Raw genomic sequence first — 21090 nt, forward strand, 5'->3', positions numbered from 1 at the left:
GGTGAGTATGCCTCATCTGCGTATCGCCTCGGTCAATGTCAACGGAATCCGAGCGGCGGCTCGCAACGGCATGAGCGGCTGGCTCGATGCCGCCGACGTCGACATCCTGACCCTGCAAGAGGTGCGCGGGCAGGACGAGCACCTCGAGGCCGCGCTTCCCGGCTGGACCTTCGTGCACGACGAGGCGACGGCCAAGGGTCGCGCCGGTGTGGCGATCGCGAGCCGCGTGCCGGCGATCGCTTCCCGCACCGACTTCGGCGACGCCGACTTCGACTCGAAGGGCCGCTGGATCGAGGCCGACTTCCAGATCGGCGACCGTCCGCTCACGGTGGTCAGCGCCTACGTGCACAGCGGCGAGGCCGACACTCCGAAGCAGGAGGAGAAGTGGAAGTTCCTCGACGCGTTCGGCGTACGGCTCGCCGAGCTCGGCGACTCCGACGGTGCGCTCGCCCTCGTCACGGGCGATCTGAACGTCGGGCACCGCGAGCTCGACATCAAGAACTGGCGTGGCAACCGCAAGAAGGCCGGATTCCTGCCCCGAGAGCGCGCCTACTTCGACCGATTCCTCGGTACAGCAGGCGAGGCCGTCGAGGGCGTCGACGGTACCCGCGGCACCGGACTCGGCTGGATCGACGTCGGACGCGCATTCCACGGCGAGGTCGAGGGGCCGTACACCTGGTGGTCGATGCGCGGCCAGGCCTTCGACAACGACTCAGGGTGGCGGATCGACTACCACCTGGCCACCCCCGCGCTCGCAGAGCGCGCGACCGCGTACCACGTCGCTCGCGCGGCGACCTACGACCAGCGGTGGAGCGACCACGCACCGGTCGTGGTCGACTACACGTACTGACGGCCGACGCATCGAACGCCTGCCGCTTCGGAGCGATCAGGCAGTGACGAGCGCGACGATCAGTCCCGCGGCGACCGCAAGGTAGCCGAGCATGCTCCACAGGTATGCAGCTCCTCGGCGTGCGCGGGGGAGCACGAGCGGCACAGCGATCGCGACGAGGATGCCGGTGACAAGCGCCAGGAACGTGCCGAAGATCATCCCGTAACCGTGCGGGTCGCCGCTCGTCCAGCCGAACCGGCTGCTCAGAGCCATCCACGCGAGAAGCACGAACGGCGGCCCGAACAGCACCGTGAGGACCACTCCGATGATGCGGGAGAGCACATCGCGACGCTCCCCTGGGGCGCCGGCGGCTTCAGGGGCAGTCGTCATGAGGCGAGTCTCCCCCGCAGGCTCGCGCACCACCACCACCCCCATAGGATTGATACCGTGACGAAACCTCGCCTCTACTCAGGAATGCAGCCCTCCGCCGACTCTCTGCAGATCGGCAACTACATCGGAGCGCTCCTGCAGTGGCGGGATCTGCAGAGCTCTTACGACGCCTACTTCTCGGTCGTCGACCTGCACGCGCTCACCGTCGCGCAGGACCCGGCGGAGCTTCGCGAGAAGACCCGCCGCACCGCCGCGCAGTACATCGCCGCAGGCATCGAGCCGTCCCTGTCGACGCTCTACGTGCAGTCGCACGTGCGCGCTCACGCGGAGCTGGCCTGGATCCTCTCCACGATCACCGGATTCGGCGAGGCCGGGCGGATGACGCAGTTCAAGGACAAGTCGTCGCGCTACGGCGCCGATGCCACGAGCGTCGGCCTGTTCACCTACCCCGTCCTGATGGCCGCCGACATCCTGCTCTATCAGACAGACGTCGTGCCGGTCGGCGACGACCAGAAGCAGCACGTCGAACTCACCCGTGATCTCGCCGAGCGGTTCAATTCGCGCTTCGGAGAGACCTTCGTCGTGCCCCGACCCGTGATCCAGAAGGACACGGCGCGCATCTACGATCTGCAGAATCCGACGTCGAAGATGTCGAAGTCCGCCGAGAGCGATGCGGGTGTGCTCTGGATGCTCGATGACCCGGCCAAGTCCGCGAAGAAGATCATGCGGGCCGTCACCGACAACGAGGGCTCCGTGCGCTTCGACCGGGAGAACAAGCCCGGTGTCTCGAACCTGCTCACGATCTACGCTGCCCTGTCGGGTCGCCAGGTCCCTGCCATCGAAGACGAGTACGCCGGTCGCGGGTACGGAGACTTCAAGAAGGGTCTCGCCGAGGTCGTCGTGAACGAATTCGAGCCGGTTCGCGCCCGCGCACTCGAGCTCCTGGACGACCCCGCAGAGCTCGATCGGATCCTCGCCGCGAACGCCGCCAAGGCCGACGCCGTCGCCGACGCGACTCTCGCCGCCGTGTACGACCGGGTCGGTCTGCTTCGTCGCATCTGACACGACCGGCCATAGGATGGGGGCGTGACTGATCCGCAGCTGCCCCCGTCCGGTGCCGTTCCTCCCGTGCCACCGGCACCCCAGCCCGCTGCGCCCCAGCCCGCTGACCAGCAGCCGCCTGTCGCGCCTCCTGCCTACGCTCCGGCTCCGCCGGCACCGCCCGCACCTCCCGCGTACCAGGCCGCACCGCCGTCGTACCAGCCTGCCCCGCCGTCGTACCAGGCCGGACCTCCGGCAGCCGCGACGGCACCGACATTTCCCGCTCCGGCGGGCAGCCCGGTGTACCCCGCCTCTCCTCCCGCGGGCCAGCCCGGTGCCCCGGTCTACCAGGCAGCCCCTCCCGGTGCATACCAGGTGCCGGTCGGCGGTTACGCGACTCCGGCCGGCGCGTACCAGGCACCGGAGATGGAGCAGAAGAAGTCCGGGCTCCTCGGCATCCTCGCTCTGATCTTCGCGATCGTCGCCGCTGTCGTCACTCCGATCGTCGCCGGAATCGCGGGGTTCGAGATCGGACGCCGGATCCCCGGCGGACTCGACACCACGGATCCCGATTTCCTGTCGATCCTCTCCCCCGCACGCGATCAGGTGCTGTGGGCCGAGCTCTCGTTCTGGACCGGCACGATCCTCGGCATCGCCGCGATCGTGATCGGCATCCTCGCCATCCGCAAGAAGCAGGCCCGCGGCGCGGGCATCGGTGCTCTGGTCGTCGCCGTGCTCGGCCCCATCATCTTCTGGGTCGTGCTCTTCGTCGCCGTCTCGACCGGCACCGCGACGGGCTTCCTGCCCTAGCCGGTCGCCCTCGATCCGCCGACCCCAGGATCGCGTGGGGTGTCAGCGTGGAGCGTGATGCTTCTGCTGCGCTGCCAGCAGCCCCTCGGCGACGAGCAGCTCGACGGCGTCCGCGGCATCCGACACGAGGATCGGCAGGTTCGCGCGCTCGTCCTTGCCGAACGGCGAGAGCACCCAGTCGGCAGGATCCTGCCGCCCGACCGGTCGCCCGATGCCGACGCGCACGCGCGGGAAGTCGGGCGTGGTGATCGCTCGGGCGATGTCGCGCACCCCGTTGTGTCCGCCGTGCCCACCTCCGGTCTTGAGCTTGACCGAGTCGAAGGGGATGTCGAGTTCGTCGTGGACGACGATGATCTGCTCGGCCGGCACCGAGTAGAAGCGCGCCAGAGCGGCGACAGGCGTGCCGGAGACGTTCATGAACGTGTTGGGCTTGGCGAGCACGAGCTTGTCTCCCCCCGGCCGCAGCCAGGTCTCGACGACGCGCGCGCCGCCCTTGTGCTCACGGAAGCTCTCGTTTCGCCGTGCAGCAAGCTCGTCGACCACCATCTGGCCGATGTTGTGCCGCGTCGCCTCGTATCGCGGGCCGGGGTTGCCGAGCCCCACCACGAGCCAGGTGGATGCCATGTCCTCGTCCTCTCGGATGCGGGCACCGTGCGGTTCCCGAGTCAGAATACGACAGAGGGGGCGCGATCTGCTCGCGCCCCCTCTGTGATGCAGTCAGCTGTGCGCTGCGCCTGCGGAGATCACTCCGCGGCGGGCGCCTCCTCGGCAGCAGCCTCGTCGGCTCCGGCCTCGTCCTCTTCGAGCGACTCCTCCGCCGGGATCGAGATCGCGACGACCAGGACCTCGGGGTCGGTCAGCAGCGTCGAGCCCTTGGGGAGCTTGACGTCGGCGGCGGTGATGTGCGAGCCGTCTTCGAGACCCTCGACGGAGACCTCGACGTTCTGCGGGAGGTGCGTGGCCTCTGCCTCGATCGACAGGGTGTTCGCGTCCTGGTTGACGATCGTGCCGGGAGCGGGCTCACCGGTGACGATGACGGGAAGGTCGATCGCGACCTTCTCGCCCTTCTTCACGACGAGCAGGTCGATGTGCTCGATGATCTGGTGCACAGGGTCCTTCTGGACGTCCTTGACCAGCGCGAGCTGAGGCGTGCCCTCGATGTCGAGCTCGAGCAGCGCGTTGGCGCGGCGGATGATCAGCGAGACCTGGTGGCCCGGCAGTGCGACGTGCACGGGGTCGGTGCCGTGGCCGTAGATGACGGCGGGGATCTTGCCTGCAGCGCGCAGACGACGGGCGAAGCCCTTGCCGAAGCTCTCGCGGAGCTCGGCCTTGACCTTGGTGTCTTCAGACATGGGGTTCTCCTTCGGGGCACGCAGCGACAGCTACGCGGTGGTCTTGGAATTGTTCTCGAACGCAGACACGTGAGGAAAGCCACCGGCTTGCTTCGCCGCGTCGATAACGGATGCCAGCGCACGCGCAGAAGCATCCCTCGCCGAGGTACTCCTCTCATGATACCGGATGAGCCGGTAGGCTGTGGACACCGATCCCTCTCTGCAGAACACGGAGTTCTTCTCATGCTCGACGGCGTCTTCTTCTCCCACGCGATCGCCTGGCTCATCGGCGCCATGACCGTGTGCGCTGCCGGCTTCACGTTCGCCGCGCTCTTCTCGCTCGGCCGCTCGGGCTACCGCAAGGACTGATCCCTCCGGGTCGGGCGGTCGCCGCACGCTCGCGAGGAACGCATTCCTGCGACACACGGGAGAAGCACCCCTGACGTCGCGATAATCTGGATGCATCCCTTTCTTCTCGATCTAGGAGCCATCTGTGCCCGAAGCATCAGCGAACATCGGAGTCGTCGGACTCGCCGTCATGGGGTCGAACCTCGCCCGCAACCTCGCCAGCCGCGAGGGCAACACGGTGGCGATCTTCAACCGCAGCTACGAGAAGACCGAGACCCTCGTCTCCGAGCACCCTGAGGCCGGCTTCGTCGCCGCCAAGACGTACCAGGAGTTCGCAGACTCGCTGCAGAAGCCGCGCACCGCGATCATCATGGTCAAGGCCGGCGGCCCGACCGACGCCGTGATCGACTCGCTCGTCGAGGTCTTCGAGCCGGGCGACATCATCGTCGACGGTGGCAACGCGTACTTCCCCGACACCATCCGCCGCGAGAAGGCCGTTCGCGAGACCGGCATCAACTTCGTCGGCGCCGGCATCTCCGGCGGCGAAGAGGGCGCTCTCACCGGCCCGTCGATCATGCCCGGCGGCTCTGACGAGTCCTGGATCACCCTCGGCCCGATCCTCAAGTCGATCGCCGCCGTCGCCGAGGGCGAGCCGTGCGTGACGCACGTCGGCCACGACGGCGCAGGACACTTCGTCAAGATGGTGCACAACGGCATCGAGTACGCCGACATGCAGCTGATCGCCGAGGCCTACGACCTCATCCGCCGCGGCACGGGCAAGTCCCCCGCCGAGATCGCCGAGATCTTCGCCGAGTGGAACAAGGGCGAGCTCGAGTCGTACCTGATCGAGATCACCGCCGAGGTGCTCCGCCAGGTCGACGCCGAGACCGGCAAGCCCCTCGTCGACGTCATCCTCGATCAGGCCGGCGCCAAGGGCACCGGCGCGTGGACCGTGCAGACCGCGCTCTCGCTCGGCGTCCCCGTCTCGGGCATCGCCGAGGCCACCTTCGCCCGCTCGCTGTCGTCGCACCCCGAGCAGCGCGAGGTCGCGGGTTCGCTCCCGGGCCCCGACGACGCGTTCTCCGTCACCGACGAGGCCGCCTTCATCGAAGACGTCCGTCTCGCGCTGTACGCGTCGAAGATCGTCGCCTACTCGCAGGGCTTCGACGAGATCCGCGCGGGCGCTGCCGAGTACGGCTGGAACATCGACCTCGGCGCCATCAGCAAGATCTGGCGCGGAGGCTGCATCATCCGCGCGCAGTTCCTCAACCGCATCGCCGACGCGTACGCGGCAGAGCCCGGCCTCCCCGTGCTTCTGACCGCTCCGTACTTCACCGAGGCGATCACGCGCGCTCAGGCGCCGTGGCGTCGGGTCGTGGTCGCGGCGGCACAGGCCGGCATCCCGGCTCCGGCGTTCTCGTCGTCGCTGTCGTACTACGACGGCATCCGCGCCGACCGCCTCCCCGCCGCCCTCGTGCAGGGGCAGCGCGACTTCTTCGGAGCGCACACCTACAAGCGCATCGACAAGCCGGGCACCTTCCACACGCAGTGGTCGGGCGACCGCACCGAGATCGAGGCCGAAGACACGCACTGAGCGCGTCTCGGACATGACGAAGGCCCCGGCGATTCCGCCGGGGCCTTCGTCATGTCTCATCGGGTGATGTCCTGCACCGTCCCCTTCGCCAGCCGCAGGCGCCTGGTGGCGCGGCGGGCGACCGCCGAGTCGTGCGTGACGACGATCATCGTGATGCCTTCTGCGCACAGCCCCTCGAGCAGGGCGAGGATCTCATCGCGCATGCTCTCGTCGAGGTTGCCCGTGGGCTCGTCCGCGAGCAGCACGCGGGGCCGCTTCACGACCGCCCGCGCGATCGCCACACGCTGCTGCTGACCGCCCGACAGCTCGGTGGGCAGGTGATCGCCGCGGTCGGCGAGCCCGACGTGAGCGAGCGCCTCGGCGACACGAGTCGCCCGCTCGGCGCGGCTCAGGTCGGCCGGCTCGAGCGCCATGTCCACGTTCTCGGCCGCCGTCAGCGTGGGGATCAGGTTGAACCCCTGGAAGACGAAGCCGATCTCCTCGGCGCGGATGCGACTGAGCTCACGCGCGGATGCCGATGCCAGCTCGATGTCGCCGAGCCTCAGCGATCCGGACGACGGCTTGTCGAGCGCACCGAGCATCTGCAGCAAGGTCGACTTGCCCCCGCCGGTGGGCCCCTGGATGGTGACGAACTCACCGGGGTGGATGGTGAGGTCGACGCCGGTGAGCGCCTTCACCGTGCGCCCCTTCTGCGTGTAGGTGCGCGTGACACCCTGTGCGCGGTACAGGGGTGCCGTGGCATCCGTGCCGTTCGCGGCCGGAGCGATATCTGCGAATGTCATGTCCGTGTCTCCTTGTCTGTGACGTGCGTGTTGTCTGTGACGTGCGTGACGTGCGTGCGCGAGTCCGTCAGGCGACGGATCGCAGGGCCTCGGCCGGGCTGAGACGCGCGGCACGCCAGCCTCCGAACGCTCCGGTGACGAGGCCGCCGAGGACTGCGAGGCCGGCCGCGGCGACCAGCACCCACGGGGTGAACGGCGCCTGCAGCACGATGTCGGCCGCCTGCTGGGTCTGGAACATGCCGCCTCCTCCCGTGGGGCCGCCGCCCATTCCCTCGGGCCCGCCCTCCGCGTTGCCGGCGGCGGCAGCGGCGACCGTCGGCTTCACGAGGTTGATGACGACGATTCCGGCGATCCCGAGCGCGAGTCCCACCACGCCTCCGATCAGGCCCTGGACCATCGATTCACCGGCGACCTGGCGCACGACGCGCCCGTTCGACCAGCCGATGGCCTTGAGGGTGCCGAACTCGCGGGTGCGGCGGGAGACACCCGACAGGGTGAGCAGCACCGACAGCAGCACCGCGACGGCGAGCACGATGATCGACAACCAGGTGCCGAGGTTCGTGATCAGCGACGTGGCACTGGACAGCGAACCCGAGACGGTCGAGGCGAGCTCGGACTGCGAGGTGATCGTCGCATCGGGCAGTTCTTCCGCGAGGGCCGCCTGCACCGCGTCGATCGACGATGCGGACTCCGCCTGCACGTACACGGTCGAGATGACGTCTCCGGCACCGGAGAGCTCCTGCGCCGTGTCGAGGGGCAGATACACGTTCGCCGCGGTGTCTGCGGAGTCGGAGGTGGATGCCACGATGCCGACGACCTCGACGTCGGAGCCCGCGACGTCGATGGCGTCGCCGACTACGATCTCGTTCGTGGTCGCGTAGGTGGCGTCGACGAGGGCGACGAGGGCCCCGGCGTCATCGGTGTCGAGAGCACGGCCGTCGCTGATCGCGACGGATGCGAGCGGCCCGACGGACGTCACGGCGGGGTCGATCCCGAGAACCGTGAACGAGTCGACGCCGAACGAACCGCCGCCGGTACCATCCGTGCCGCCCTGAGGAGGAGCCTGACCCTCGGTCGGTGCGGTTCCCTCGGTCGCGCCGTCCTGCGCGCCGAATCCTCCGCTCGGAAGCTCGCCCGAGAACGTCGAGTTGGTGAGGCTGAGCGCCGCGGATGCCGCGGTCACGCCGTCGGTCGAGGTGACGGTGTCGAGCACGGACGCCTCGAGCGTCCCGCGCATGAAGTCCGTCATCAGCGTCGACTGGCTGAGGGTCGTCGTGTCTCCGTCGGTGGCTCCGTCCTCGGATCCGAAGTCGAAGCGCTGCCCTCCACCCTCCCCCGGTTCTGCCGCGGCACCGGTCACCGTGAGGTCGGTGCCCACCCCGTACACCGACTCGAGAGCCTGTGCCTGCGCATCGCGCACTCCCGCCGTGAGGGCGTTGACGATGATCACGAGAGCGATCGCGATCGCGAGTCCGATCGCGACGATCCACGTCTGCTTCTTGCGGCCCGACAGTTCTCGCCGCAGATATGTCCCGTACATGTGTCTCCTTACGCCGCGCCGTTCGCAGGCCGATCACGACGCTAAGGAGCGCAGTTTTGCGACATCGAGGGAGGAATGATGAGAAACCTATGCGGTGGGCATCTCACAGGAGACGCATAGCGGAATCCATAGAAACCCCATAGGTGATTCCGCAGAATGTACTCATGAGCTCCGATCTCCCCGAACTGCGCCGCCCCGACGGCTCGCCCCTGCGCATCCTCGCCGTCGACGACGAGCAGATGCTCACCGATCTGCTCGCGATGGCACTGCGCATGGAGGGCTGGGAGGTGCGCACCGCATCATCCGGTCTCGAAGCCCTTCAGGTCGCACGCGAGTTCGAGCCGGACGCTCTCGTGCTCGACATCATGATGCCCGACCTCGACGGCATGGCCGTGCTCCGCCGCCTGCGCGAATCCGGCAGCCTGGTTCCGGTGCTCTTCCTCACCGCGAAGGATGCCGTCGGCGACCGCGTCGCCGGCCTCACCGCCGGAGGGGACGACTACGTCACGAAGCCCTTCAGCCTCGAAGAGGTCATCGCCCGCCTGCGCGCCATCATCCGCCGCACCGGCCACGCGACCGCCGACGACGGACAGTCGATCCTGCGCGTCGCCGACCTGACCCTCAACGAGGACAGCCACGAGGTCGTGCGCGACGGCACCGAGATCGAGCTGACGGCGACCGAGTTCGAGCTGCTCCGCTACCTCATGCGCAACGAGCGCCGCGTGCTGTCGAAGGCGCAGATCCTCGACCGTGTCTGGAGCTACGACTTCGGCGGCAAATCGTCGGTGGTCGAGCTGTACATCTCATACCTCCGCAAGAAGATCGACGCCGGACGCACACCTCTGCTGCACACCGTGAGAGGCGTCGGCTACATGATCAAGGCGCCTCAGTGAGCTCGACGAGGATGACGCGACGGCCGATGAGCCTGCAGACCCGGCTGATGACAGCCGTGATCGGCTTCGTCTCGCTCATCCTCGTGATCGTCGCCGTCATCACCAGTGCGCTGCTCGGAGGAACCCTCGAACGACAGCTCGAAGTGCGACTGAACAGCTACTCGCTTCAGGTGACCAAGTGGGTCAGCCAGGTGCCTGCGCAGTTCGCGGACATCGATACGATCCTCGCCGAGCGGAACCCCGGTGTGCCCGGGATCCTGCTCGCAGTCTCGAGCACAGAGGGAGGCACGAGCGGCGTCGTCTTCCCCGACACGAAAGGCGAGCTGAGCGGGGTCTCTCAGACGCTCACCAGCGCCGATCTCGAACGCATCAACACAGCGCTCGACGGACGCCCGAGCGGCACGGTCACCCTGGACGACTTCGGCTCGTACCTGGTGGTGGTTCAGCAGGCGCCCAACGGCGTCAACGTCGCGACGGGCCTGCCCCGCACAGAGATCCAGAATCAGCTGACGACGCTTCTCACCGTGATCGCCCTCGCGACGATCGGCGGTCTGATCCTCCTCGCGCTGACGACGGCCATCACGATCCGCGTCGGCTTGAGACCGCTGCGAGCCGTCGCCGCGACCGCCACCCGTGTCGCAAACCAGCCGCTGGACCGAGGCGAAGTGCAGATCACCGAACGCGTGCCGGCAGCCGAAGCCGACCCTCGTACCGAGACCGGTCTCGTCGGGGCATCGCTCAATACCCTCCTCGACCATGTGAACACCTCGCTGGCCGCCCGCCAGCAGAACGAGGAGCGGATGCGGCGGTTCGTCGCCGATGCGAGCCACGAGCTGCGCACGCCGCTGTCGTCGATCCGCGGATACTCCGAGCTGTCGTTGCGCGCTCTGAAGCAGCAGGGCGGGGAGGCGGCGATCGATGGCACCACGACGTCGCTCGAGCGCATCCAGGCCCAGTCGCTCCGGATGACGAGCCTGGTCGAGGATCTGCTGCTCCTGGCCCGCCTCGACGAGGGACGAGAGCTCGTGCACGGGACCGTCGACCTCACGCAGCTCGCCTTGGAAGGGCTGTCGGACGCGCGTCCGACCGCCGCCGATCATCACTGGAACATCGAGGCCCCCGAAGAGCCGATCGTCATCATCGGCGACGCCGGACGGATGCATCAGGTCGTCGCGAACCTCCTCGCCAATGCGCGGACCCACACCCCGGCAGGCACCTCGATCACGCTCAGCGTGAGCCGCGAAGGCGACGAGGCCGTGCTCCGCGTGCACGACGACGGCCCCGGCATCGACCCCGGGGTGCGCGACGAGCTCTTCGCCCGCTTCGCACGCGGTGACAGCTCGCGTGCTCGCCAGACCGGTGGCACGGGTCTCGGACTCGCCATCGCGAAGGCGATCGTCGAAGGCCACGGCGGCCAGATCACCGTGGCGAGCGAGCCCGGAGACACGACGTTCACCGTGCGCCTCCCGATCAGCCCGGCTCAGGCCTCAACCGACTGACGTCGCGGACTGATCGCGCGGCTCTCCCTGCCTATGCGGGGCCACTTTCGCACCGGGACCGGGTGGTTCACGTGCGAAAGTGATCCCACAGAGGAATTCCGGTGCGGAAGTGGCCCCGCACCGGAGTTCCGGCACGGGAATTCCCGCATGGAGTTCCGGTACGGGAGTGCACCCCGGCCCACAGAACCGGACTCGGCCCGACTCAGTATCCAGCGAATGCGTCGGTCGTGAGCGACCGGGCCTTCTGAAGAGCCGGCGCGAGATCGGCGATCAGACGCGGCGGGCCGGAGATGAACGAGTGGCGCGCACCGAGGTCGGGGACGTAGCGCTCCAGCCCTGCGGCGTCGAGCCGGGCGCCCTGCGCCCACGTCCACTGCGCGGGAAGGTCTGCCGGCTCGTCACGGGTGAAGACCACGACCCGAGCGCCGGTCGCGGCGAGCTCGTCACGGAACGCCAGCTCCGAGCTGTCGGATGCGACGTAGACGAGCACGACGTCCCGCTGCTGCCCCGTCAGCTGCAGCTGACGCAGCTGCGACACGAACGGCGTCACACCGATGCCGGCCGCAACCATCAGTACAGGTGTCTCGGCGCGCGGCAGCAGGAAGTCTCCCCAGGTTCCGGTCACCGCGAGCGCGGCTCCCGGCTCTGCGGCGGCCAGCGCACGCTTGTAGCTCGACGGATGCTTCTGATCGCCGTCCTTGTACGCGATGCGCAGTGTGGGGAGGTCAGCGGGTGCCGAGACGATGCTGAACTCGCGGCGGGTGCCTCGGGCATCCGGCCGGTGATGCGGCACGTCAAGCTCCAGGTACTGGCCAGGAAGGAAGCGGACCTTTCCCTTGGCACGGAAGGTGAGCTCCTGCGCCGTGGGAGTGATGAACTGACGCTTCTCGAGCACCAAGCGCACCGACCCCCGCAGCGCGAAGGCGAACGCGAGGAGGTTGCCGATGAGCAGCGCACGCTCCTGGCCGAGGGTGAAGAGCCCGGCGACCTCGATCGGCCACCCGGCGAGCACGCCGACGAGCGCCGCCACGGAGAACTGCTGCCAGCGACGAGGGGGCAGGGTCAGCGGCTCCGACAGCATGAACGCCCCGAGGAACAGGAACGGTGACTGCAGCACGGCGAACGAGAAAGCGGAGCCGAGGTCGAACCCGATCGCGAACTCCTGGGCCTGCACCGCCTGCCGCAGCAGCGACACGGCGACCGCGACGACGAGGAAGACCACGACGATGCGCACCTTCTCGGTGCGCCACAGCACAGCGAGCCCCAGGAGCAGGACGGGGATGAAGAGCGACGGTGTTCCGACCCACCACGACGACGACGTGCCGAGCCACTCGAAGGCTCCGAAGGAACCGAGGATCGACACCACGGCGGCGCCGAAAGCCGCCGGGTTGAGGATGTGCCGCCCGCGCCAGGCGATCAGATACTTCGACAGGCTGGCGACGGCGCCGGCGATCGCCAGCCCGAGCAGCGCCGTCGGCTCGATGCCCGGGCGCAGGACGAAGAGGAGGATCAGCGCGGTGACGAGCGAGGACTCGATGCGCCAGGGCAGCCGCAGGATTCGCTGCGCCGCCGCATCCACGAGCGAGATCACGACCGCGAGCACGACGAACGAGGCGATGATCTCGAGCGGTGCGGGCGAGACGATCACCCCGAGCGCCGACAGCACGAGGGCGATGAGGGCCAGCGTCAGCAGCGAGAACAGCACCAGGCGGTACATCGAGATGCCGCCGAGCAGCGCGAGAACGCGCTGGCGCAGGGCGGTGATGGAGGTGATCACGGGTCTACTCTTCCCTACTTCGAGCACTCAGGGGCGGGTGGTGAACAGCTGCGCAGGGCATCCGGGCGAGCGCTCGGCGCGGCCGTCCGTCGACATCCGCACCCATTCGACGCCCCACGATGCTGCGAGCTCGGGGCCGCCGTCGAAGAAGAGCGCGGTGGCGACGGCATCCGCCCTCATCGCCGCAGGCGCGATCGCCCAGGTCGCGGCCCAGGTGCGCACGGGAACTCCGGTGCGAGCGTCGAGCACGTGGTGGAGGCCTTCGCCCCACGCGCGGCGGTTGACCGCCGAAGCGCACAGCGCCGCATCCTGCAGCTCGATGACACCGATCGCCTTGCTCGCATCGTACGGATGCTCGAGGCCGACGCGCACGGCGCTGCCGCGCACCCGCATGTCACCGCCCGCGTCGACGACGAGATCACCGGGCACGTCGGCGAGCGCATCGGTCACGATGTCGACGAGGCGGCCCTTGCCGAGTGCTCCCACGTCGAGGAGTGCGGGAGCGGATGCCGTGGCCTCGCCCTCCGTCCATCGCAGGCGCTCGGTCCAGGCCCGAGGTGCGGCGATCGGATCACCCGCGACGAGCGAGTACGACGCGTCGTAGCCGAGCGCTGCGAGGCTGTCGGCGACGAGCGGATTGACCGCGCCGCGGGTCGCCTGCGAGAGCTCGAGGTAGGCGTCGAGCATCGCCCCGGCATCCGGCGACGAGATCTTTCCGCCGTCACGCCCCACGCGGGTGACCGCCGAATCCTCGCGGAACCGGGACCACTCGCGGTCGAACCGATCGATCTCGGCACCGACGGACTGCCGATCGTCGGAGCCGAGCTCGCTCGTGGTCTCGATCTCCCAGGTCGTGCCGATCGCGTCGAAGCGCCAGATCGCCATGGCCGTGTCAGGGCGCCTCAGGCGGCGGCCTGCTCCTTGATCGAGTCGACGGCCTCGTTGAACCCGCCGCTGGTGAGTGACGAGCCGGCGACGCGGCTGACGTTCAGCTCATCGAGCGACTTGCCCACGACCTCATCCGAGATGCCCTCGATGAACTGGCCCTGGTACTGCTCGGTCTCGCGGGCCTTCGGGTCGCCCGTCACCTCGACCTCGCTCACCACACCGTCGGCGATCGTGAGGGTCACGCTGATCGACTCGACCGTCTCGGGCGTCTGGTACGAGCCGTCGGCCGTGTAGGTGCCGTCGGCGTAGTCGCCGGCAGCCGCGCCCGAATCGGTCGATTCGGTGCTCGTGTCGGTCCCGGTGTCGGTGGACTGGTCTTCGGCGTCAGCGGTGCCGGAGCATCCCGCGAGGACGAGGAGTCCTGCGACGCCGGCGAGAGCTGCGCCCTTGCGAACAGAAGTCGGTACAGTCGTGCGGATCATGATGGTCCTCCCGGCCTTGATCGATGTGTTGATTCGACCGTAGGGACATGATCTATGCGCGGGCTGTGCCCGATATATGAGTTGCTTACGCGTCGCCGCCGAACATGCTCGTGACGGATCCGTCTTCGAAGACCTCGCGGATCGCGCGGCCCAGAAGCGGAGCGATCGGGAGGATCGTCAGCTTGTCCCAGCGGCGGGACTCGGTCAGCGGGATCGTGTCGGTGATCACGACCTCGTCGATCGATGCATCCTGGAGGCGCTCGGATGCCGGGTCGCTGAAGATCGCGTGCGTCGCGGCGACGATCACACGATGCGCGCCGTTGGCCTTGAGCGCCTGGGCGGCCTTGACGATGGTGCCACCGGTGTCGATCATGTCGTCGACGAGGAGGCAGGTGCGTCCCTCGACGGCTCCGACGATCTCGTGCACCGAGACCTGGTTGGCGACCTTCGGGTCGCGGCGCTTGTGGATGATGGCCAGCGGCGCACCGAGGCTGTCGGACCACGTGTCGGCGACGCGGACACGACCCATATCGGGAGAGACGACGGTGAGGATCTTGCGATCCTCCGCGCTCAGCGTGCGCTCGAAGTAGTCCAGCAGCACGGGCTTGGCGAAGAGGTGATCGACGGGACCGTCGAAGAAGCCCTGGATCTGAGCTGCGTGCAGGTCGACGCTCATCACGCGGTCGGCCCCGGCCGTCTTCAGCAGGTCGGCGACCAGTCGGGCGCTGATCGGCTCGCGGCCTCGGCCCTTCTTGTCCTGACGCGAATACGGATAGTACGGGGCGACGACGGTGATGCGCTTGGCCGACGCGCGCTTCGCGGCGTCGATCATGATGAGCGCTTCCATGAGCCACTCGTTCACCGGCTCGCCGAACGTCTGGATGAGGAAGAGGTCACACCCTCGGATCGAGACGTCGAACCGGGCGTAGATCTCGCCCGACGCGAACGTACGGTGCTCGGTGGGCACGACCTCGGTGCCCAGCGACGCGGCGACCGCGGCGGTGAGCTCGGGGTGCGATCGACCCCCCGCGACCACGAGCCGCTTCTTGGTCTTGGCGACGAGCCCGGGGGCGATGCCGTTGTCCCGGTCCAGATCGACAGTCTTCTTCTTGCGCGCCATCGTTTTCGCCTATTCCGCCACTCGGGATCGGGCTGCGGCGTCTGCCGCGCCCGTGCCTGCCCTGTTCTTCTCGACCCAACCCTCGATGTTGCGCTGAGGGGCGACGCTCATGGCAAGGGAACCGGCGGGAACGTCCTTGCGGACCGTGGCGCCGGCACCTGTCTTGGCGCCTGCTCCCAGCCTAACGGGCGCGACGAGAGTCGTGTGCGACCCGGTGTGCACCTCGTCCTCGACCACGGTGCGGTGCTTGTTCACGTCGTCGTAGTTCGCGGTGATCGTGCTCGCTCCGAGGTTGACTCCGCGGCCGATGGTCGCGTCCCCGACATACGACAGGTGCGGGACCTTGCTGCCTTCGCCGATCTCGGCGTTCTTGGTCTCGACGTAGGCGCCGATCTTGCCTCTGGCGCCGAGCACGGTGCCGGGGCGGAGGAACGAGAAGGGTCCGACCGTGGCCTCCGCGCCGATCACGGCGAGGGTGGCATCGGTGCGGCGGACGATCGCGTCCTCGCCCACCTCGCAGTCGACGAGCGTCGTGTCCGGTCCGATGATCGCGCCTTCGGCGACCGTCGTGGCACGCAGGATGTGCGTGTTCGGGAGGATCGTCACGTCGGGTGCGAGCGTCGCGTCGTCGTCGATCCACGTCGTCGCCGGGTCGATGACGGTGACGCCCTCGAGCTGCCAGCGGCGGACGATGCGGCGGTTGAGCAGTCGGCCGACCTCGGCGAGCTGCGCGCGGTCGTTCACGCCGTATGTCACCGTGACGTCGGACACGACGGAAGCCGCGACACGGCTGCCGTCGCGGCGGAGGAGCCCGGGCACGTCCGTGAGGTACATCTCGCCCTGAGCGTTGTCGACGCCCACGGACGGGAGGTACTTGCGCAGCGTGCCGACGCGGAACACGTACATGCCGGCGTTGATCTCGCGCACAGCCGCCTCGTCCGCACTGGCGTCCTTCTGCTCGACGATGCGGTCGACGCCGCCCTCGGCGTCGCGGATGACGCGGCCGTAGCCGTTCGGGTCGTCGACGACCGCGGTCATCAGGGTCGCCTCGGCATCCGCCTCCCGGTGCGCGTCGAGGAACGAGCGCAACGTATCGGCATCCGCGAGCGGGCAGTCGCCCGAGAGCACGAGGACATCTCCGTCGAAGGATGCGGGAAGGGCGTCGACCGCGACCTGCACGGCGCGTCCGGTGCCGGGCACCTCGTCCTGGTCGATGAAGATCGCGTCCGGGTAGTCGGCCTCGAGAGCAGCGACGACCTGGTCGCGCTCGTGCCGCACGACGACCTCGACGTGGGAGGCCTCGAGCCGGCCGGCAGTCGTGAGGACGTGTCCGACGAGCGGTCGCCCCCCGATCGGGTGCAGCACCTTGGGCAGGCGCGAGCGCATGCGCGTTCCCTGGCCTGCGGCGAGGATGATGATCGCGAGATTGTTCCCAGTCATGCTCCGCCGCCAGGACTCGAACCTAGACCTAACAGCTCCAAAGGCTGTCGTGCTGCCATTACACCACGGCGGACCGCGGCCCTCGAGGGAGCCGCGGATCAAGTCTGCCACGTCCGCCTGCGTGCTACCGGCGATAATGGACGGATGACAGAGGCTGATGAGGTTGATCGGATCGTCGGCGCCTGGAACACCCAGCGCCCCGACCTCGACTTCTCACCCCTCGAGGTGCTGTCGCGAATGGACCGGCTGACCCGACTGCTCGACCGCGCTCGGCGCGACGTCTTCCGCCGCAGCGACCTGGAGGCCTGGGAGTGGGATGTGCTCTCGGCTCTGCGCCGCGCCGGAGCGCCGTTCCAGCTCTCCCCCAAGCAGCTGCTGCAGCAGACGCTGGTGTCGAGCGGCACCATGACCAACCGCATCGACCGGCTGGTCGGACGTCGTTTCGTGCGACGCGAGGGCGACCCGGCCGACGGACGCAGCGTGCTCGTCACGCTCACGGATGACGGGCGGATCCGAGTGGATGCCGCGATCACGCGTCTCGTCGATGTCGAGGACGACCTGCTGCAGGCCCTGTCCAAGGGCGACCGCGACCGCCTCGCCGGGCTGCTGCGCAAGCTCAGCCTCAGTTTCGACGCGTGAGGGGCTGACGACATGGCGATGCTCTCCCCTCTTCCGGTGCGCGACGGCGTCGGCGCCACGCGCCTGCACGTCCCGATGAGCGGCGAGTGGCCGACCGTGGGCGCCTACATGATCGATCGCTTCTTCCACCTCGATCCCGAGGGCCTGCTCAGTCGGTTCGATCGCGGCGAGATCGTGGCTCGCGACGGCACTCCCCTGAACCGGGACACTCCCCTCGGCGTCGAGGAGTTCATCTGGTACTACCGTGATCCTCCCGTCGAGACCCGGCTCCCCGTCGAGATCGAGGTCATCCACCAGGACGACGACCTGGTGGTCATCGACAAGCCGCACTTCCTGCCGACCATCCCCGGCGGGAAGTTCCTGCAGAACTCCGCGCTGATCCGCCTCCGCAATCTGCTCGGCAACGACGAGCTCGCACCCATCCACCGCCTGGATCGGGCGACCGCCGGGGTGCTCATGTTCTCGGCGCGTCCGGCCACCAGAGGCCCGTACCAGCTGCTCTTCGAGACCCGGCAGGTGCAGAAGGTCTATGAGGCGGTCTCGGCGCGTCCGGTCGACTGGGATGCGTCGCGATACCCCCTCGTCTACCGCAACCACATCGTGAAGCTCCGCAACGAGCTGAAGGTCCAGGTCGACGACGAGCGGGCGCCGAACGCCGAGACCCTGATCGAGGTCCTCGATGCCGACGATCGCGTCGTGCACACGCTGCTGCGCCCGCACAGCGGCAAGATGCATCAGCTGCGGGTGCACCTCGCGGCCCTGGGCCTCGGCATCCTGAACGACCCGTTCTACCCCGAGCTGCGCGGCGAGCGGCCGGACGACTTCGATCACCCCATGCAGCTGCTCGCTCGCGAGCTGCACTTCGTGGATCCGCTGAGCGGCGCGCCGAGGGTGTTCTCCACGACGCGCACGCTGCAGGAAGCGCCTGTCAGCGGCGCATGATCTTGCGCGCGAGCCGCGTGCCGAGCATCTGCACCAGGTGCACGAACACCACGATCAGCACGATGGCCGCCCACATCACGAGCGGCTCGAACTGGCGGAAGCCGTAGATCTGCGCGAACGCTCCGAGACCGCCGCCGCCGATGAGACCGGCCATCGCGGTCATGTCGATGAGCGCCACGACGATGAACGTGTATCCGAGGATCAGCGGTCCGAGGGATTCGGGGATCGCCACGGTGAAGAGGATGCGCCAGGGGCCGGCACCCATCGCGCGGGCGGCCTCGATGACTCCGGGTGAGACCGAGACGAGGTGCTGCTCGACGATGCGGCCGATCGCGAAGGCCGCGGCCAGACCGATGATGAACGCGCCGGCCGTGGTGCCGATGCCGGTGCCGACCACCACGCGGGCGAACGGCTGAGCCACGGCCATGAAGATCACGAACGGGATCGGGCGGAAGAAGTTCACGGCGAGGTTCGCGACGACCGAGACGGGTCGGTTCTGCGCGAGCCCGCCGGGGCGGCTGACGTAGAGGATGACACCGATCGCGAGACCGAGGATGCCGCCGAGCACGAGTGCGAACGACGTCATGTAGAGGGTCTCGAGCGCGGCCTTCCAGAATTCGGGCCACAGTTCGTTCAGACGATCCATCAGAGCGCCTCCTCTCCGGCGATCTCGGTGACTTCGACGCGCTGCGAGATCTCCCCGAGTGTGCGGTCGATCACGGCGCTCTCGCCGCGGATCGCGAGCGTGAGGTGGCCGAAGGCCCGCCCGCGGATGTCGTTGATCCCGCCGTACACGAGCTCGAAGTCGAGGCCTGCGCCCGCGAGGTCGAGGAACACCTGCGCCTGCGAGGAGTCGCCGTCGCGGAACGAGAACGTGACGAGGCGGCCTCGGTGCCGCTCGCGCAGCACGCCGAGCTCGGACGGCGAGGGGATGCCCTTGACGACCGTGCCGACGAAGCGCTGCGACGCGGGGTTCTGCGGGGCGGAGAAGACGTCGAACACATCGCCCTGCTCGATCACGCGACCGTTCTCCATGACCGCGACCTTGGTGGCGATGGTCTGGATGACGTCCATCTCATGGGTGATCACGACGATTGTGACGCCCTGCTCCCGATTGACCCGCTTGAGCAGATCCAGCACCTCGTGCGTGGTCTGCGGGTCGAGCGCGCTGGTGGCCTCGTCGGCGAGCAGGATGGCGGGCCCTGTGGCCAACGCGCGGGCGATGCCGACGCGCTGCTTCTGACCACCGGAGAGCTGCTCGGGGTAGGCCTTTGCCTTGTCGGCGAGACCGACGAAGGTGAGGAGCTCGGCGACCCGCGTCTCGATGTCGGCCTTCGACCAGCCGGCGAGCTTGAGCGGATACGCGATGTTCGCCTTGACGCTGCGCGAGGCGAACAGGTTGAACTGCTGGAAGATCATGCCGATCCCCCCGCGGACCTTGCGCAGCTCGCTCTCACGGAGAGAGGTGATGTCCACATCGTCGACCGTGATGGTTCCACCGGTCGCGGGTTCGAGCGCGTTGATCAGCCGCACGAGGGTGGACTTGCCCGCGCCGGAGTAGCCGATGATGCCGAAGACATCGCCCTTCTCGATCGAGAGGGTGACATCGTCGACGGCCACGACCTCGGCGTCTTCACGGGTGCGGGAGGGGTAGGTCTTCGAGACGTTCGTCAGGGTGACGATCGGCATGTGGTGCTCCGGTCTGCTTCGGGAACGAAGAATCGGGTGACGCACGAAGCGCCACCCGATTCTCCCTCATCGGACGGGGGTGTCTGGCACCCGGTCGTCCTACTTCTTGGCCTCGGTGTCCTCCTGGACCTTCTTCAGCGAGGCGACGAGGTCCTTGACCGGCGTCTGCAGCGGAACCGCGGTGTCACCCGACGACTCGATCAGACCGGCCTGCACGTCCTCGTTCGTCTGGAAGATCTCGACGAGCTTGAGGTACGTCTCGTTGTCGGCGTCCTCGGCGCGCGACGCGAAGATGTTCACGTACGGCAGCGCGTTCGGGTCCTCAGGGTCGTCCTGCGCGATCGCGTCGTCGAAGGTCAGACCGGAGTCCTCTACGAAGTCGTTGTTGATGATCGCCGCGGCGACATCGGGAAGCGACGTGGGGATCAGGGCGGCCTCGAGGGCCGTGACCTTCACCTTGGACTTGTCGGTGTCGACATCGGCGAGGTCGGAGAAGATCGTTCCGCCGCTCTTCAGCTCGATGAGACCGGCCGACTGCAGCACGAGCAGTGCGCGGGCCTGGTTCGACGCGTCATCCGGAACGGCGACGGTCTCGCCCTCGGGGATGCTGTCGACGTCGTCGTACTTCTTCGAGTACAGCCCCAGCGGGTAGATCGCGGTCGAGCCGATCGGCGTCAGGTCGGAACCCGAGGCGCTGTTGTACTCGGCCAGGTACACGATGTGCTGGAACTGGTTGAGGTCGATCTCGCCCTCGGTCAGTGCGGGGTTCGGCTGCTCGTACGAGCCGAAGTCGACGAGCTCGACCGTGATGCCCTCGTCAGCGGCTGCCTCGACGAAAGGAGCCCACTGCGCGTCTCCCTTGCCGACGACGCCGATCTTGACGGTCTCGTTCTCGGAGTCGCCGCCGCCGGAGCCGGCGTCGGAGGATGCCGTCGCGCAGCCTGCGAGCGCGACGAAGAGCGGGACCGCGGCGAGCGCGGCGATGACGGACGTGGTCCGACGGGATGCTGTGATGGACATGTGTGTTCGGGTTCCTCTCTTGGGGGACTCGAATAC

General features: G+C 68.2%; 22 protein-coding genes and 1 tRNA gene. 9 read left to right on the top strand and 14 right to left on the bottom strand.

Features of this window, described 5'->3' with window-relative positions:
* Nucleotides 1-7: 7 nt before the first annotated feature.
* Nucleotides 8-850: an exodeoxyribonuclease III gene (locus OD997_RS06540; protein ID WP_434330882.1), complete on the top strand. Its 843-nt coding sequence runs from the start codon at nucleotides 8-10 to the stop codon at nucleotides 848-850.
* Nucleotides 851-886: 36 nt separating this feature from the next.
* On the opposite strand, the gene OD997_RS06545 is transcribed toward OD997_RS06540, so the two are convergent.
* On the bottom strand, nucleotides 887-1219 hold the full coding sequence (locus OD997_RS06545; RefSeq protein WP_434330883.1) for a hypothetical protein: 333 nt from the start codon (nucleotides 1217-1219) through the stop codon (nucleotides 887-889).
* A gap of 57 nt (nucleotides 1220-1276) precedes the next feature.
* Between OD997_RS06545 and trpS the strand changes: the two genes are divergently transcribed.
* Both trpS and OD997_RS06555 read left to right on the top strand, forming a co-directional pair.
* On the top strand, nucleotides 1277-2281 hold the full coding sequence (gene trpS / locus OD997_RS06550) for a tryptophan--tRNA ligase (RefSeq protein ID WP_120493997.1): 1005 nt from the start codon (nucleotides 1277-1279) through the stop codon (nucleotides 2279-2281).
* Between the two features lie 24 nt (nucleotides 2282-2305).
* Nucleotides 2306-3070: a hypothetical protein gene (locus OD997_RS06555; RefSeq protein ID WP_434330884.1), complete on the top strand. Its 765-nt coding sequence runs from the start codon at nucleotides 2306-2308 to the stop codon at nucleotides 3068-3070.
* Between the two features lie 42 nt (nucleotides 3071-3112).
* Here OD997_RS06555 and pth read toward each other — a convergent pair whose 3' ends face one another.
* The gene (pth, locus tag OD997_RS06560) at nucleotides 3113-3694 is read right to left on the bottom strand and encodes an aminoacyl-tRNA hydrolase (protein ID WP_434330885.1); all 582 of its coding nucleotides are present in this window, start codon (nucleotides 3692-3694) and stop codon (nucleotides 3113-3115) included.
* 119 nt (nucleotides 3695-3813) lie between these two features.
* Nucleotides 3814-4422: a 50S ribosomal protein L25/general stress protein Ctc gene (locus OD997_RS06565; protein WP_434330886.1), complete on the bottom strand. Its 609-nt coding sequence runs from the start codon at nucleotides 4420-4422 to the stop codon at nucleotides 3814-3816.
* 222 nt (nucleotides 4423-4644) lie between these two features.
* Here OD997_RS06565 and OD997_RS06570 point away from each other — a divergent pair, with 222 nt between their 5' ends.
* Both OD997_RS06570 and gndA read left to right on the top strand, forming a co-directional pair.
* Nucleotides 4645-4770 (top strand): hypothetical protein, encoded by a 126-nt coding sequence (locus OD997_RS06570; RefSeq protein WP_256381367.1) that lies wholly within the window; start codon nucleotides 4645-4647, stop codon nucleotides 4768-4770.
* A gap of 124 nt (nucleotides 4771-4894) precedes the next feature.
* Nucleotides 4895-6343, top strand: a complete 1449-nt coding sequence (gene gndA, locus OD997_RS06575; protein WP_434330887.1) for an NADP-dependent phosphogluconate dehydrogenase — start codon at nucleotides 4895-4897, stop codon at nucleotides 6341-6343.
* A 56-nt stretch (nucleotides 6344-6399) separates the two neighbouring features.
* On the opposite strand, the gene OD997_RS06580 is transcribed toward gndA, so the two are convergent.
* Nucleotides 6400-7125 carry an ABC transporter ATP-binding protein gene (locus OD997_RS06580; RefSeq protein ID WP_434330888.1) on the bottom strand — a complete coding sequence of 242 codons (726 nt, stop codon included), beginning with the start codon at nucleotides 7123-7125 and terminating at the stop codon, nucleotides 6400-6402.
* A gap of 67 nt (nucleotides 7126-7192) precedes the next feature.
* Complete coding sequence (locus OD997_RS06585) at nucleotides 7193-8665, bottom strand: ABC transporter permease (RefSeq protein WP_434330889.1); 1473 nt, start codon at nucleotides 8663-8665, stop codon at nucleotides 7193-7195.
* A 164-nt stretch (nucleotides 8666-8829) separates the two neighbouring features.
* Here OD997_RS06585 and OD997_RS06590 point away from each other — a divergent pair, with 164 nt between their 5' ends.
* Together OD997_RS06590 and OD997_RS06595 are read left to right on the top strand one after the other, a co-directional pair.
* Nucleotides 8830-9558, top strand: coding sequence for a response regulator transcription factor (locus OD997_RS06590; protein ID WP_042540306.1), 729 nt, complete (start codon nucleotides 8830-8832; stop codon nucleotides 9556-9558).
* A 26-nt stretch (nucleotides 9559-9584) separates the two neighbouring features.
* Nucleotides 9585-11057 (top strand): sensor histidine kinase, encoded by a 1473-nt coding sequence (locus OD997_RS06595; RefSeq protein ID WP_434330890.1) that lies wholly within the window; start codon nucleotides 9585-9587, stop codon nucleotides 11055-11057.
* Between the two features lie 202 nt (nucleotides 11058-11259).
* Here OD997_RS06595 and OD997_RS06600 read toward each other — a convergent pair whose 3' ends face one another.
* The 6 genes from OD997_RS06600 to OD997_RS06625 form a co-directional block, all read right to left on the bottom strand.
* Nucleotides 11260-12834 carry an FAD-dependent oxidoreductase gene (locus tag OD997_RS06600; protein ID WP_434330891.1) on the bottom strand — a complete coding sequence of 525 codons (1575 nt, stop codon included), beginning with the start codon at nucleotides 12832-12834 and terminating at the stop codon, nucleotides 11260-11262.
* Nucleotides 12835-12861: 27 nt separating this feature from the next.
* Nucleotides 12862-13719, bottom strand: a complete 858-nt coding sequence (locus OD997_RS06605) for an FAD:protein FMN transferase (RefSeq protein WP_434330892.1) — start codon at nucleotides 13717-13719, stop codon at nucleotides 12862-12864.
* Nucleotides 13720-13736: 17 nt separating this feature from the next.
* Nucleotides 13737-14204 carry an FMN-binding protein gene (locus OD997_RS06610; RefSeq protein WP_434330893.1) on the bottom strand — a complete coding sequence of 156 codons (468 nt, stop codon included), beginning with the start codon at nucleotides 14202-14204 and terminating at the stop codon, nucleotides 13737-13739.
* Between the two features lie 85 nt (nucleotides 14205-14289).
* The gene (locus OD997_RS06615; RefSeq protein ID WP_056513449.1) at nucleotides 14290-15324 is read right to left on the bottom strand and encodes a ribose-phosphate diphosphokinase; all 1035 of its coding nucleotides are present in this window, start codon (nucleotides 15322-15324) and stop codon (nucleotides 14290-14292) included.
* Between the two features lie 9 nt (nucleotides 15325-15333).
* On the bottom strand, nucleotides 15334-16764 hold the full coding sequence (gene glmU / locus OD997_RS06620; RefSeq protein WP_434330894.1) for a bifunctional UDP-N-acetylglucosamine diphosphorylase/glucosamine-1-phosphate N-acetyltransferase GlmU: 1431 nt from the start codon (nucleotides 16762-16764) through the stop codon (nucleotides 15334-15336).
* A gap of 1 nt (nucleotide 16765) precedes the next feature.
* Nucleotides 16766-16837 (bottom strand) — tRNA-Gln (locus OD997_RS06625).
* Nucleotides 16838-16908: 71 nt separating this feature from the next.
* On the opposite strand from OD997_RS06625, the gene OD997_RS06630 reads away from it, so the two are divergent.
* Nucleotides 16909-17403, top strand: coding sequence for a MarR family winged helix-turn-helix transcriptional regulator (locus tag OD997_RS06630; protein ID WP_434330895.1), 495 nt, complete (start codon nucleotides 16909-16911; stop codon nucleotides 17401-17403).
* Between the two features lie 18 nt (nucleotides 17404-17421).
* Nucleotides 17422-18345 (top strand): pseudouridine synthase, encoded by a 924-nt coding sequence (locus OD997_RS06635; RefSeq protein WP_434332350.1) that lies wholly within the window; start codon nucleotides 17422-17424, stop codon nucleotides 18343-18345.
* Here the strand turns inward: OD997_RS06635 and OD997_RS06640 are convergent.
* From OD997_RS06640 to OD997_RS06650, 3 genes are all read right to left on the bottom strand, one after another.
* Nucleotides 18332-18991 carry a methionine ABC transporter permease gene (locus OD997_RS06640; RefSeq protein WP_056312350.1) on the bottom strand — a complete coding sequence of 220 codons (660 nt, stop codon included), beginning with the start codon at nucleotides 18989-18991 and terminating at the stop codon, nucleotides 18332-18334. The genes OD997_RS06635 and OD997_RS06640 overlap by 14 nt on opposite strands.
* Complete coding sequence (locus OD997_RS06645; RefSeq protein WP_434330896.1) at nucleotides 18991-20034, bottom strand: methionine ABC transporter ATP-binding protein; 1044 nt, start codon at nucleotides 20032-20034, stop codon at nucleotides 18991-18993. Before OD997_RS06645 ends, OD997_RS06640 begins: the two co-directional genes overlap by 1 nt.
* 99 nt (nucleotides 20035-20133) lie before the next feature.
* Nucleotides 20134-21054, bottom strand: coding sequence for a MetQ/NlpA family ABC transporter substrate-binding protein (locus tag OD997_RS06650; protein ID WP_056312353.1), 921 nt, complete (start codon nucleotides 21052-21054; stop codon nucleotides 20134-20136).
* Between the last annotated feature and the right edge of the window lie 36 nt (nucleotides 21055-21090).

This window comes from Microbacterium sp. CGR1 (assembly GCF_051062835.1).
GTDB lineage: Bacteria > Actinomycetota > Actinomycetes > Actinomycetales > Microbacteriaceae > Microbacterium.

Excerpts from the sequence above, each read along its gene's own strand:
- OD997_RS06635 (WP_434332350.1), top strand. The coding sequence starts at position 17,422 with ATGCTCTCCCCTCTTCCGGTGCGCGACGGCGTCGGCGCCACGCGCCTG.
- OD997_RS06545 (WP_434330883.1), bottom strand. The coding sequence starts at position 1,219 with ATGACGACTGCCCCTGAAGCCGCCGGCGCCCCAGGGGAGCGTCGCGAT.
- OD997_RS06590 (WP_042540306.1), top strand. The coding sequence starts at position 8,830 with ATGAGCTCCGATCTCCCCGAACTGCGCCGCCCCGACGGCTCGCCCCTG.
- OD997_RS06570 (WP_256381367.1), top strand. The coding sequence starts at position 4,645 with ATGCTCGACGGCGTCTTCTTCTCCCACGCGATCGCCTGGCTCATCGGC.
- OD997_RS06540 (WP_434330882.1), top strand. The coding sequence starts at position 8 with ATGCCTCATCTGCGTATCGCCTCGGTCAATGTCAACGGAATCCGAGCG.
- OD997_RS06640 (WP_056312350.1), bottom strand. The coding sequence starts at position 18,991 with ATGGATCGTCTGAACGAACTGTGGCCCGAATTCTGGAAGGCCGCGCTC.
- OD997_RS06615 (WP_056513449.1), bottom strand. The coding sequence starts at position 15,324 with ATGGCGCGCAAGAAGAAGACTGTCGATCTGGACCGGGACAACGGCATC.
- OD997_RS06565 (WP_434330886.1), bottom strand. The coding sequence starts at position 4,422 with ATGTCTGAAGACACCAAGGTCAAGGCCGAGCTCCGCGAGAGCTTCGGC.
- OD997_RS06630 (WP_434330895.1), top strand. The coding sequence starts at position 16,909 with ATGACAGAGGCTGATGAGGTTGATCGGATCGTCGGCGCCTGGAACACC.
- OD997_RS06605 (WP_434330892.1), bottom strand. The coding sequence starts at position 13,719 with ATGGCGATCTGGCGCTTCGACGCGATCGGCACGACCTGGGAGATCGAG.
- OD997_RS06595 (WP_434330890.1), top strand. The coding sequence starts at position 9,585 with ATGAGCCTGCAGACCCGGCTGATGACAGCCGTGATCGGCTTCGTCTCG.
- OD997_RS06645 (WP_434330896.1), bottom strand. The coding sequence starts at position 20,034 with ATGCCGATCGTCACCCTGACGAACGTCTCGAAGACCTACCCCTCCCGC.
- OD997_RS06650 (WP_056312353.1), bottom strand. The coding sequence starts at position 21,054 with ATGTCCATCACAGCATCCCGTCGGACCACGTCCGTCATCGCCGCGCTC.
- pth (WP_434330885.1), bottom strand. The coding sequence starts at position 3,694 with ATGGCATCCACCTGGCTCGTGGTGGGGCTCGGCAACCCCGGCCCGCGA.
- OD997_RS06610 (WP_434330893.1), bottom strand. The coding sequence starts at position 14,204 with ATGATCCGCACGACTGTACCGACTTCTGTTCGCAAGGGCGCAGCTCTC.
- OD997_RS06580 (WP_434330888.1), bottom strand. The coding sequence starts at position 7,125 with ATGACATTCGCAGATATCGCTCCGGCCGCGAACGGCACGGATGCCACG.
- OD997_RS06585 (WP_434330889.1), bottom strand. The coding sequence starts at position 8,665 with ATGTACGGGACATATCTGCGGCGAGAACTGTCGGGCCGCAAGAAGCAG.
- glmU (WP_434330894.1), bottom strand. The coding sequence starts at position 16,764 with ATGACTGGGAACAATCTCGCGATCATCATCCTCGCCGCAGGCCAGGGA.